This is a genomic window from Candidatus Arsenophonus phytopathogenicus, from assembly GCF_056113345.1.
The window spans coordinates 280,795-293,109 of sequence record NZ_JBUIOB010000017.1 but is presented as its reverse complement, the minus strand read 5'-3'; the positions used below and the strand labels follow the sequence as shown (position 1 = coordinate 293,109).

General features: G+C 39.0%; 10 protein-coding genes and 3 pseudogenes. 8 read left to right on the top strand and 5 right to left on the bottom strand.

The window, feature by feature from the left end; translation table 11 throughout:
* Positions 1-27 precede the first annotated feature (27 nt).
* The 7 genes and pseudogenes from alr (at position 28) to AC01GB_RS04730 (ending at position 4,852) form a co-directional block, all read left to right on the top strand.
* Positions 28-1,113, top strand: a complete 1,086-nt coding sequence (gene alr, locus AC01GB_RS04760) for an alanine racemase (RefSeq protein ID WP_474450797.1) — start codon at positions 28-30, stop codon at positions 1,111-1,113.
* A gap of 58 nt (positions 1,114-1,171) precedes the next feature.
* A pseudogene (locus tag AC01GB_RS04755) lies at positions 1,172-2,300 on the top strand (amino acid aminotransferase).
* 289 nt (positions 2,301-2,589) lie between these two features.
* Positions 2,590-2,811: a hypothetical protein gene (locus AC01GB_RS04750; protein ID WP_474450795.1), complete on the top strand. Its 222-nt coding sequence runs from the start codon at positions 2,590-2,592 to the stop codon at positions 2,809-2,811.
* Positions 2,805-3,068, top strand: coding sequence for a two-partner secretion domain-containing protein (locus tag AC01GB_RS04745; RefSeq protein ID WP_474450794.1), 264 nt, complete (start codon positions 2,805-2,807; stop codon positions 3,066-3,068). The genes AC01GB_RS04750 and AC01GB_RS04745 overlap by 7 nt, the downstream gene beginning before the upstream one ends.
* 24 nt (positions 3,069-3,092) lie before the next feature.
* Complete coding sequence (locus AC01GB_RS04740) at positions 3,093-3,653, top strand: hypothetical protein (RefSeq protein ID WP_474450792.1); 561 nt, start codon at positions 3,093-3,095, stop codon at positions 3,651-3,653.
* Between the two features lie 123 nt (positions 3,654-3,776).
* A complete protein-coding gene (locus AC01GB_RS04735; protein ID WP_474450790.1) occupies positions 3,777-4,121 on the top strand; it encodes a hypothetical protein in 345 nt (114 codons plus the stop codon).
* 599 nt (positions 4,122-4,720) lie between these two features.
* Positions 4,721-4,852: a hypothetical protein gene (locus AC01GB_RS04730; protein ID WP_474450788.1), complete on the top strand. Its 132-nt coding sequence runs from the start codon at positions 4,721-4,723 to the stop codon at positions 4,850-4,852.
* 183 nt (positions 4,853-5,035) lie between these two features.
* On the opposite strand, the gene AC01GB_RS04725 is transcribed toward AC01GB_RS04730, so the two are convergent.
* The 5 genes and pseudogenes from AC01GB_RS04725 to uvrA form a co-directional block, all read right to left on the bottom strand.
* Complete coding sequence (locus tag AC01GB_RS04725) at positions 5,036-5,722, bottom strand: hypothetical protein (RefSeq protein WP_474450787.1); 687 nt, start codon at positions 5,720-5,722, stop codon at positions 5,036-5,038.
* Between the two features lie 247 nt (positions 5,723-5,969).
* A complete protein-coding gene (locus AC01GB_RS04720) occupies positions 5,970-6,248 on the bottom strand; it encodes a hypothetical protein (RefSeq protein ID WP_474450785.1) in 279 nt (92 codons plus the stop codon).
* A gap of 115 nt (positions 6,249-6,363) precedes the next feature.
* On the bottom strand, positions 6,364-6,717 hold the full coding sequence (locus AC01GB_RS04715; protein WP_474450784.1) for a hypothetical protein: 354 nt from the start codon (positions 6,715-6,717) through the stop codon (positions 6,364-6,366).
* A gap of 597 nt (positions 6,718-7,314) precedes the next feature.
* Positions 7,315-7,800, bottom strand: a pseudogene (locus tag AC01GB_RS04710) (phenolic acid decarboxylase).
* A 445-nt stretch (positions 7,801-8,245) separates the two neighbouring features.
* Positions 8,246-11,081 (bottom strand): annotated as a pseudogene (gene uvrA / locus AC01GB_RS04705) (excinuclease ABC subunit UvrA).
* A 264-nt stretch (positions 11,082-11,345) separates the two neighbouring features.
* Between uvrA and AC01GB_RS04700 the strand changes: the two are divergent.
* The gene (locus AC01GB_RS04700) at positions 11,346-11,876 is read left to right on the top strand and encodes a single-stranded DNA-binding protein (protein WP_474450782.1); all 531 of its coding nucleotides are present in this window, start codon (positions 11,346-11,348) and stop codon (positions 11,874-11,876) included.
* The last annotated feature ends 439 nt before the right edge of the window (positions 11,877-12,315 follow it).

Sequence of the window (12,315 nt, the reverse complement as noted above, 5' to 3'; positions counted from 1 at the left end):
TTTTAATACGTTAATACGGAGAGTAAAATGAAAGCGGCAACCGCTGTCATTCACCGCCGCGCTCTGCGTCACAATTTACAACGAGTTCGGGAAATTGCGCCTCATAGCCGCATAATTGCTGTCGTTAAAGCTAATGCTTATGGGCATGGTTTACTAGAAACAGCGCACACAGTTAAAGATCTGGCTGATAGCTTTGGTGTTGCTCGTATTAGCGAAGCAATCGCATTACGTGAAAATGGTATCAACAACCCCATCTTATTATTAGAAGGTTTTTTTGAGCTAGCTGAATTACCTATTATCACCAGGCATGAGATTGATGTTGTTGTACAGAGTATTGAACAACTTGAAACATTAGAACAGATTAAATTAGAAAAGCCGATAAAAGTTTGGATGAAACTTGATACCGGTATGCACCGTTTGGGGTTCAGACCTGTAGAGGCGAAAATATCTTATACGCGCTTGATGGCATGTCAAAATATTCAAAAACCTATCAATATTATGAGTCATTTTAGTCGTGCTGATGAGCCTGGTTTACCCGCAGCGACAGAGCAGCAATTGGCTTGTTTTAATGCTTTTATAAAAGATAAACCAGGAGAAAAATCGATCGCGGCATCTGCCGGTATTCTACTATGGCAGACATCACATTTTGATTGGGTGCGTCCTGGCATCATGATGTATGGCGCTTCACCACAAGAAGGTAAACAAGGCAAAGATTTTGGTCTCCTGCCAGCGATGACCCTCAAATCTAATCTAATTGCTATTCGTCAACATAAAGCCGGAGAGCCGGTCGGTTATGGTGGAGTTTGGGTTAGTGAGCAGGATACCAATCTTGGTGTAGTGGCAATTGGCTATGGCGATGGTTATCCCCTTAATGCCCCGTCAGGCACACCAGTATTAATAAATGGGCGCAAAGTGCCTATTGTAGGTAGAGTCTCCATGGATATGATTTCAGTCGATTTAGGAATTGAAACCAACGATAAGGTCGGCGATGAAGCAATTATATGGGGAGATCCATTGCCTGTTGAAGAAGTGGCGGCATATACTGGTGTCAATGATTATGAATTACTGACCAAGCTAACCTCACGGGTTGCAATGGAATACCTGGACAAATAAATTTGTTGTCGGTTATTTAATAGAAAAATAGATATGATGATAGTGGGGAGAATTTTAAGTGTTTAAGAATGTTGATGCTTTTGCCGGTGATCCTATCCTATCGTTGATGGATGAATTTAATAAAGATCCGCGTGAAAATAAAATTAACCTTAGCATTGGCCTTTATTATGACGCCAAGGGTAATACTCCCCAACTTGGAACTGTCGGTAAAGCGAAAACCAAGCTTAATCAATTTCCTGCTTTTTGGCGCTGACAGCCCACTAATTAAAGAACAACGAATTGCAACAGTACAGACTATTAGTGGCTCAGGGGCGTTAAAGCTGGGATCCGATTTTTTACATCGTTATTTCCCTGAGTCAGAGATTTGGTGTAGTGATCCTACTTGGGAAAATCATGTTTCTATCTTCATGGGATCAGGAATTAACGTCCATTATTACCCCTATTTTGATGCCGAGACTAAAGGGATAAAATTTGCTGAAATGCTGGCAACATTCAAACAGCTGCCAGAAAAAAGCATTATCTTAATGCATCGATGTTGTCATAATCCAACCGGTTCTGATTTAACACCGCAACAGTTGGATCAAATAACCAAAGTGGCTAAAGAGCGGCGCCTTATTCCCTTTCTTGATATGGCTTATCAAGGATTTAAAAGTATGGATGAGGATGTTTATGCTATTCGCACTATGGCTCAGGCCGGATTACTGGTATTTGTCAGTAATTCATTTTCCAAGATTTTTGGTCTGTATGGTGATCGGGTTGGCGGCCTATCGATTATTTGTCAAAATCAACCGGAGTGTGAGCGGGTATTTAGCCAACTAAAGGCGGGTGTGCGTCGTCTCTACTCGAGCCCACCATCAAATGAGGCAAAAATTGTTGAACATGTTTTGACAAATGACACATTACGCGCTGAATGGTTAAGTGAGGTAGAATCGATGCGTCGGCGCATCTTTGCCATGCGGAAAATGCTCGTTAGCAATTTGGGAAATGCGTTACCTGAAAAAAACTTTGATCACCTATTAAAGCAGCATGGTATGTTTAGTTACACTGGTTTTAGCGCAGAACAGGTTGAGCGTCTACGTGAGGAATTTGCCATATATCTGGTTAGTACTGGGCGTATTTGTATGGCGGGTGTTAATGAACATAATGTTCAACGTATTGCTCAGGGTTTTGCAGCAGTAAGTCGTTAACTGAATTTAATTACAATCAATAATTCTATTAAAGCCAGTGATTATTTAATCACTGGCTTTAATTTATTAAATATAAAAATATTAAAATCAGATTTAATTTTAGGAGTAAAAATAAAATAGTATTAATTAAATTTAACATATTGAATTACAAATAAAAAATAATTATTAATATTTTGATAGCTAATTAAATTATTGATTATTATATATTGCCTATTAAATTTTTCTTTTCTATTTTGAAGAGGTAACTTTCATCCACATATTTATGTAAAAATAAAATATAGGTAATGCTATGAAAAATAAAAAGATTCGCTATAGCAGAAACATAATTTATTTCATCGCCAGTTATCCTCTGTTACCGGTTTTCAGTTCCACTGTCCAACCAGCGGATGAAAAAACTCAACTAACGGTTAAAAATCAAATTGCTGTCATCAATATAGCGGCACCTAATCGGGTGGGTATTTCTCATAATCTATATCAGCAATTTAATGTACCGCCACAAGGTGCATGCTGAACAATGCTAGCCAACCAGCGAAAAGTGAACTAGCCGGACAGCTGGCTAAAAATGGGCAGCTTGGTGAACAGACGGCCACTTTGATTATTAATGAAGTAACAGGTTCATCTTCTTCCCAACTAAATGGCAAGTTGGAAATTGCAGGCAAGAAAGCGGATGTGATCATCGCTAATCCTAATGGCATCAGTTGTGATGGTTGTCGTTTCAGCAATATTGGTGGATTAACCTTAACTAGCGGCCGGCCGACACTGAATTAACGAGGCGAATTCGCTCATTTAAGGGTGAAAAAAGGTGATATTACCATCCGTAATAAAGGGCTCTATAGTGGTAGCCAACAGTATACTGAAATGATCAGCCGTACTGTTACTATCAATGCCAGTATTCTGAGCAAAAATATTAGCTTGCTGCTAGGCATGAATGCGATTGACTATCAGACTGGAATAGTTTCTCAAATAACTAGCCCGGGCCTAAAACCCCAATTTGCGGTTAACATTACAGAGCCTGGTGGGATTTATGCTAATCGCATTAAAATCATTGCTACCGAACCAGACAGTGAAGTTAAGCTGGATAATATTAAAACCAGCGAAAGTGATTTATTTGTTTCTGCTAAAGGGGAACTGACGCTAGGTCATATTACCACTAACAGGCATTTAATCGCCAAAGCGCCAGCCATTATAATTCCGGCAACCAGTGAAATTTTATCTCAGCAAAAGCTATTACTTGAAAGCGATAGCCTGATTAATCAAGGTAAAGTAACGGCTAAACATTATATTCATCTATTTAGTAATGTTATCAGTAATCAAGGTGAAAGCGCTAAAATTACAGCTTATAATAATCTCTGACTACAAAAAAATGCTCAGGGTGAACTTTAAGTAAAAGGTTTGAAAATAGCGCGGCGACTATCTCAACGCAAACCAGTGACCTGTTCCTGAAAGCTAAACAAGTGATTAACTAAAGCAATAATCATGGAACAACGAATAACGCCGGATTGTAACAAGGTTAAAGCGTATGTTGTCAGGGCAAGTGGCGGTGGCCTGAATACAAGTGTCAACAAAAATCTAAAACCTAATTATCAGATTAATGGAAAACAGCGCTGGTTTGGTGAAATCGATGCTGTGTTTACGCAATTTGTTCAATTGGAGAAAACGGCCTACACATTAGCTTCCCCTCTGATGTTTGGTCGTCTTTCTGCCAGTAACCATCGCTATATTAAAAGTAATCTATTAGTCAATGATAATTATTTGCACAGGAAGCATATTACCGTTATTAATCAAAAACTGGGTGAAAAATTTGTCTGGGTAGGTTTATAAAATGCGCTAGATGTATACTTTACTGTACGGATCCTTACCTCAGCTGTAGCATTGGATACCTGCCAGATTATACTTATCAAGATAATGATTAGGATGACGTTTGTATCCGTTATTCTATCGATCAGGACCAATATCTTTCCTTTATACCGGCAGACAAAGCACCTGATGCATCATTTACTCTTGACATTAAGACACCTTAATACCCATTAATCAGCCGAGTGATAAGTGGCCTAGTTGGAGCCCTTACCTTATGAACCGCAGAAAGTACCTATAGTGGTGCAGATATAGGGGGGATAGCGGTGCAGAATAATTACTCTTACGATTAAAGAATTTCAGCAATTAGAGAAAGATTTAGCGGCTGGTAAAGCAACCGAAGGGGATTGTCGTTCAGTTATTCAAGAGTCCATTGATATTAGTATAAGAATAGCTAAGAACTAGTAGAAAATTGTACCGGTGGCAGTGTATTTTGCCTGACTAGGGAAAAGCTTATTACAGGGTATATTAACGAAGCCAGTGATACCCATCCATTACACATAAAAGATGAAAAGCTAAAAGATCCAAATGCGGCAGCAATAGTGAATTATCTTAATGGAATAGATTTGAAATTTTTGCGAAAAAGTATCACTGAAGGTGATATAACCCTGCTAGTGATCATACCTGACCTTTTGGCCGGTAACCGTGATAGCAAAAAAGTGATAGTCACAAATAGTGTAACAAAAGGAAAAGAGTAATTAATTGCAGTAGGTCTATCTAGCGACTAATGCAGGTAGTTTAATTTTCCTTAAGGTGACAGGCTGCTAGATCTGTACAGACATTATTTTGGTATTTAAATAGATCCGTCCTCGTCTGTCCAAGAGCCTCGGTTTACATCCAAATTTTGTAGTTCAACTATTGTCGATGATTGACTATTTTCGTTAATGTTGTTTAATTGTTTTTCTATTAATACAGAAATGCGTTCTTCTATTGCGGCAAAAGGTACCTTGATCTCCTTTAATTCTGAAATACTGGCATTGATTACTTTTATCGATTGAAGAAATTGAATGATTGATATTGGCTGCTTTCGCAAGTTTGTATCGAGATTGATAGCCGTCATGAATAGCCAATTTATCTCGTTTAATCTTTCCAACGACAGAGCCGATAGCAAGTACAACCCCGATAGTAGCTCCGCCAGATGCTGCCATAGAAGCAATTTCGAAGGAGGCAGATAATCCAACTAATTCAACCATTGCCGTTGCGCCTATTTCTCCTGTAGAAACTAAATCACTTGTTGCACCAACAGTTATCGACTCTGAAACAATATTTGCGGTAATGATAGGGGCGAGCATTTTTGGTATCTCAAAATTTAATGTGTCAAAGGAGAATTTCTCAAATTTAATTTCTTCGTCGTTTATTTCTTTTTGGTACAATTCTTTAAGATGATTATTTAACTCAACAACATTGTTTTGGATCTCCTTAATCAATAGTGCATTTTTACTGGCATAGGTTTGGCAATCTACCGCTATTTCATGCGCTCTGGCTTCTCTAACCGGGTTATCTGGGAAATAGGTATCAGCCAGTAAATAAGCCAGGAAGATATTTTGTGTAAGCACTGGTAAAGCCATCAGCAAAATCACTCCAAAAACTCATTTTCACCTCATTCAATTGGCCGTTTTTAATTTAAAAGCGTTAATTTTTGCTATTATGTTAGTGGCAATAGCAGCTTAAATTTTATCAAAATTACATCTCGAGCACCTTTGGTTTTCGTTAACGCAATAAGCGTGACAATCAACTGAACTGCAGTTTCAGTCAATAAAATGGTGCGATTAGGTTTGTTATTCAATAACATCTATTTAATACAGATTAAGCCAATTAGCCTTCATCGGTCCAAGAGCCTCTGGATTTATCGAGTTTAGCCAGGGTGGTTTTGGTCAAAGTGTCGATTTCATCGAGTTCAACTTGGTTTCGTTTTATGGAATTACTAATGATTTTGTCGATCTGCTCTTTAGATACATCGGATCCTAAGGAGTCTAAGACAACTGAAACTGATGTAGTAACAACATTCAATTTATTGATAACAATGTCATTCGTCAGTTCAGCTTTTTTTAATTGGAATCTGGAATCAATCGACTCTTTAATTTTGTCTTGCAAATTTTTCCGTTGCACCGCCCCAGTGACTGAATCCAGGATCCCTTAGACCAAGACAACCGCTGCGATCCCACCTAATACAGTGCCTAGCTTAAACCATTTTGGTAGACCAACCAGTTTAATAAAGGCGCCTTCCCCGATACGACCTTGTTTGTAGAAGATATGATTTTGCTGCGAGCGATAATGCTTTGTTAGCGAAGCCATATGTAAGCATCGGCGTAATAACATCAGCGACACTAATTAAAATTTTGTGCGTTTTTGACTCGGCAACAAAATCGATATCATGAAATTTTATTGGTGTTCCAACAACCTTGTAAGCCTTGCGTATCGCCTCATTGGCGTTATTTATTGCTATTTCGTATTTAGTATGTAGCTGTGAAATATTACCGACTGGAGTGGAATTATCAGCGACAAGTTCTGTCAGTCTGACCGCTCTTTTTTCATTATCGGGGTAAAAAAGGTTATCAAACATAATTGATAGCTCTCGTAAATTTTATTTTGGTTAGAATATTTATTGGGTTAATTGACCCAGTACCTTAATTTTTTCGTATGATTTGTAGAAATCAAACTATAACCAACACCATTATTTCATCTTCTTAACAGGTTCTGAGTCGCTGAAAAAACAGTTGTAATTTAAATCACCAGTGAAAGTATTTTATACTTACCCTCTACAGATAGAGCAGAGTATGTTAAGCATGGCAGTTACTCCTTAATGATTATTTGCAACCCCATTCACCATTTTCGCATCCAGTGTAATAAGGAAGGCGGTATAAAAAGTAAAAGCTGACTTTTTCCTTAAAAATTAGTGAACTGATAGTATAGAACTGATTGATAAAAAATAACAAAAATTTAATAATTTTATCGCGCTGGAGCTATAAGCAAAAAAGGCGGCACGTTATTTATGTATTACTGTTTTAATTCGGGTCATTAATTGATTAATAATTTTTCTTTATTAAATTCATTATCGCCATTTGCTAACAAGATATTTATCATATTGATGAACTTTAAATATCAATATTATATTTTGTCATATCAGTCGGTAAATGGCGTATTGAAATGTTTAATAGCGCTATTTTGTTAGTTCATTAGTGGCATCGGAAATTACGCTGTCATTATTTAAGCCACAATCATCTACAGCAGTAATAGTGGCAAATTCATCCATTATTTCGATAGGATAGGTTGGGCCAGCTGCACGATAAGCTTCCATTTCATTTATATGGTTATTTTGAAAACATGCCGTTTTTTGTGGATCATCCATTACCCAGCGTGGAAAGAATGCGGTACAGTGCAACAATAGGATTAAAATATTTAAAATGACACTAATACTCGTGCCAGTCGGTTCTGTCCAGGATGCTTTATAAATATTTTATCCGATCTGTACGATATAGGCAGATTGATCTTTCACGCATCGGTTACTGCCGAGCCGCTATAGACCCGATAATCTAAGGGTGCTGTCATTTTTTATGTAAATTTCATGCTGCCAACCGTTTTCATAAGTATATATGAGATGTTTGCCAACCAAATTAGTTAAATCATGCTTTTCAAAATTGTTCATTTTTCACTCTCTTTTGGTGGGTGTTAACTAAAGTATTTATTAATTTTTTGACCAGAAACCGCAATTACTTAACAAGGTAATTTTTGTTTTAACAGAGTCTAATAGCAACTTAATTAGCGATAGTGCAACACGGTAATAATAGCGTTTGCTAAAATTGTGCAGTAAGACGCTGTTTATATTTAACACTTGAAACTGTGGATAAAAAAATAAGGTGAAGAAGAAAGAATCAGCCTAAGATTATTCTTGCTGAAAATTCGTTCTTATCGTTAACTTTTTGTTAATAATAGAATAGATGGAGAATTTTTGCATTTATGCCATCAAAAACAGCAGCCAAACCGATTATGAGCATGGAACTAGCATAAAAAAGAATTTCTTATTATCAAATATTTTTCCCGGCAGCTACGCCGGGCTATTTTTCAATTTTGATAGCGGAAATTACTGCTGATTAGTAACCGCGTTTTAGGATCGGTTTTAAAAATTGAGCAGTATGTGATTGCTTACATTTGACTATCTGCTCGGGTGTACCGGCAAATAAAATCTCACCACCACCACTACCGCCTTCAGGTCCCAGATCAACGATCCAGTCGGCGGTCTTAATCACATCTAAATTGTGTTCAATAATCACAATAGTATTGCCCTGATCACGGAGTTGATGTAATACATGCAACAGTTGTTGAATATCAGCAAAATGTAAACCGGTAGTCGGTTCATCCAAAATATAGAGCATTTGGCCGGTACTGCGTTTGGAAAGTTCGCGAGATAACTTAACCCGTTGTGCTTCACCACCCGATAAGGTTGTTGCGGATTGACCTAAACGAATATAGGAAAGCCCAACGTCGATCAATGTTTGCAATTTACGCGCTAACGCTGGAACCACAGCAAAATATTCACGTGCTTCTTCAATGGTCATTTCTAATACTTCGTGAATATTTTTACCTTTATATCTGATCTCTAACGTTTCACGATTATAGCGTTTGCCCTTACAGTGATCACAGGGAACATAGACATCGGGCAGAAAATGCATCTCAACTTTGATCACGCCATCACCCTGGCAGGCTTCGCAGCGACCGCCTTTGACATTAAAACTAAACCTTCCTGGTGTATAACCCCGCGCACGAGACTCGGGTACGCCGGCAAATAATTCACGTACTGGCGTAAATACGCCAGTGTAGGTGGCTGGATTGGAACGTGGCGTTCTGCCAATCGGGCTTTGGTCAATATCAATCACTTTATCGAAATATTGTAAACCTTCGATATCGGTGTAAGATGCTGGAGTGGCATTAGTAGCTTTATTTAATTGACGCTGAGCAATAGGAAATAACGTATCATTAATTAGAGTTGATTTACCTGAGCCGGAAACGCCGGTAATACAGGTAAATAAGCCAATAGGCAACTCCAGCGTGACATTTTTTAGATTATTACCTTGTGCACCAATCAGTTTCAGGGTTTTTTCTGCATCGATAGCTACTCGTTTGGGCGGGATGGCGATTTTGCGTTCACCGCTAAGGTATTTACCGGTTAATGAATCTGGATTGCTAATAATATCGTCCAGGTTGCCTTGAGCAACAATGCGTCCTCCATGTATGCCGGCGCCTGGGCCGATATCGATAATGTGATCGGCAGCACGGATCGCATCTTCATCATGTTCCACCACTATAACCGTATTGCCTAAATTACGTAAATGCAACAGGGTCTGTAACAGCCGGTCATTATCTCGTTGATGTAAACCAATTGATGGCTCATCCAATACATACATGACACCAACTAAACCGGCACCGATTTGGCTTGCCAGCCGAATGCGCTGTGCTTCGCCACCGGATAATGTTTCAGCTGAGCGGGAAAGAGACAGGTAATTTAATCCCACATTGACCAAAAATTTTAACCGATCGTTAATTTCTTTCAGAATTTTTTTCGCAATTTGTGCCCGTTGCCCACTGAGCTGCAATGTTTGGAAAAATGTCATCGCATGGCCGATACTAAAATCGGAAATTTCAGGCAGGCTGGTATTTTCAATAAATACATAACGGGCTTCTTGCCGTAAGCGGGTGCCATGGCAAGCAATACATGGCCGATTATTGATATATTTTGCCAACGCCTCGCGCACCGCCATCGACTCGGTTTCTTTATAGCGACGCTCCATATTATGGATCACCCCTTCAAAAGGATGGCATCTGACAGTAACATCGCCGCGATCGTTTTGATATTTAAATTCAATCGCTTCTTTGTCGGAACCATATAAGATCATTTGCTTGATCGATGGTTCTAACGAACTAAACGTGGCTTCAACATCAAATTTATAGTGTTTAGCTAACGACTGTAGCATCTGGAAATAATAAAAATTACGGCGCTCCCAACCACGAATTGCCCCGCCAGCTAAAGAAATTTCCTCATTTTGGATCACGCGTTCTGGGTCGAAAAATTGTTGTACTCCGAGCCCATCACAGGAACTACAGGCACCTGCTGGATTGTTAAAAGAAAACAGGCGCGGTTCTGAATTCGCTCATGCTATAACCGCAGACAGGGCAGGCAAAATTAGCGGAGAAAACTAATTCGGTTGCCTGGTTGTCATCCATATCAGCGATAACTGTAGTACCACCTGATAACTCAAGCGTGGTTTCAAACGATTCAGCTAGTCGTTGTGCCAGGTCAGCACGAACTTTAAAACGATCAACCACCACTTCAATGGTATGCTTTTTATGTAGTTCTAATTTAGGTGGATCGGATAGATCGCATACTTCACCATCAATGCGGGCGCGAATATAACCTTGGGCTGCCAGATTATCCAGTAGCTTGATATGTTCACCTTTACGTTCTTTAACTACCGGTGCTAGCAACATTAGTCGCTTACCTTCCGGCAGAGCCAGGACATTATCAACCATCTGACTAACGGTCTGGGAGGCTAACGGAATATCGTGATCTGGACAGCGGGGTTCGCCGACACGGGCAAACAACAAACGTAAATAATCATGGATTTCGGTAATGGTACCTACCGTTGAACGTGGATTGTGTGAAGTGGATTTCTGTTCAATTGAAATGGCTGGTGACAGCCCTTCAATATGATCAACATCCGGTTTTTCCATTAAGGATAAAAACTGCCGAGCATAGGCAGACAGTGACTCAACATAACGGCGCTGACCTTCTGCATACAGGGTATCAAATGCCAGAGAAGATTTTCCTGAACCTGATAACCCAGTAATAACAATTAACTTATCGCGAGGAATAATTAAATTGATATTTTTTAAATTATGGGTGCTCGCACCTCTGACTTCAATGTTATCCATATACTACATCCCGGATGAGAACATATTCAAACAATAAATAAAACTTTTATTATTACACAATTTTGTCTGAATGAATATACAGTATAGTATAGGGAGTCATATTCTGCAATTTAATAGCCAAACTTGAAAAAATTTAGCAATATTGCAGTATAATTTTCTAAGGCGTTTCGCAAAGCGTAATGGCAACGGTTTGGTTTGCATATTCAATAACGTGTTAGCATGTTAAACTAGCAATATTAAAAATTAATTCATCAGGAGTAGAGAATGGCCAGCAGAAGCATTAACAAAGTCATACTTATCGGCAACTTGGGACAAGATCCTGAAATTCGTTATATGCCAAATGGTGGTGCGGTTGCGAATCTTACTCTGGCAACCTCTGAAAGTTGGCGTGATAAGCAAAATGGTGAAATGCGGGAAAAAACAGAATGGCACCGCGTTGTGATCTTTGGCAAGCTGGCGGAAGTGGCAGGTGAATATTTGCGTAAAGGTTCACAAGTTTATATAGAAGGCTCACTACAAACTCGTAAATGGCAAGATCAAAATGGCCAGGATCGCTACTCTACCGAAGTGGTGGTGAATATTGGTGGTACCATGCAAATGTTAGGTGCGCGTGGTGGCTCACAAGAAGGTATGCCACAAAGTAATCCAGGGGGTGGTTGGGGGCAACCACAACAGCCACAACCAACTCAACATTTTAGTGGTAACGCGCCAGCGCCTGCTGCCCGTTCCGGTAAAACTTCTCCAGCTACACCAGCTGAGCCACCCATCGATTTCGATGATGATATTCCGTTTTAAAAAATACATAGAGTTATTTGTTAAATTTCAATCTGTAAGCCCCGTGATTAGGGGTTCTCCTTTATTTATAAATGTAATACCCACTTGAAAACTTTTTGGTTATCAGCCACGTTTATGATAAGTGTGAAGTTAAAAGAATCGGTGAGTCACTACCGCCAAGTGTGAAGTTAAAAAAATTATTAGCCTCGCTTTTGCGAGGCTTTTTGCTATTTTCTATCAAGGAGTTGATTGGTGATGAATGATTTTTCATCACAATTTTAAGGGCATTAAAGTCACAGCGTTTCTACATCCCCCTATCCAAACTTTTATTTTATTAAACAAATTCTTTTAATGTGACAGAACCGTTGTTTCTCCTCGTTTTTCACTTAATTATTTGATCTCAAAAGGCATTCCTTGTGCTTGCATCCTTGTATGATGCGCTGGCAATTTCGTTGTTTAA

Excerpts from the sequence above, each read along its gene's own strand:
- AC01GB_RS04700 (WP_474450782.1), top strand. The coding sequence starts at position 11,346 with ATGGCCAGCAGAAGCATTAACAAAGTCATACTTATCGGCAACTTGGGA.
- AC01GB_RS04735 (WP_474450790.1), top strand. The coding sequence starts at position 3,777 with ATGGAACAACGAATAACGCCGGATTGTAACAAGGTTAAAGCGTATGTT.
- AC01GB_RS04750 (WP_474450795.1), top strand. The coding sequence starts at position 2,590 with ATGAAAAATAAAAAGATTCGCTATAGCAGAAACATAATTTATTTCATC.
- alr (WP_474450797.1), top strand. The coding sequence starts at position 28 with ATGAAAGCGGCAACCGCTGTCATTCACCGCCGCGCTCTGCGTCACAAT.
- AC01GB_RS04725 (WP_474450787.1), bottom strand. The coding sequence starts at position 5,722 with ATGGCTTTACCAGTGCTTACACAAAATATCTTCCTGGCTTATTTACTG.
- AC01GB_RS04715 (WP_474450784.1), bottom strand. The coding sequence starts at position 6,717 with ATGTTTGATAACCTTTTTTACCCCGATAATGAAAAAAGAGCGGTCAGA.
- AC01GB_RS04745 (WP_474450794.1), top strand. The coding sequence starts at position 2,805 with ATGCTGAACAATGCTAGCCAACCAGCGAAAAGTGAACTAGCCGGACAG.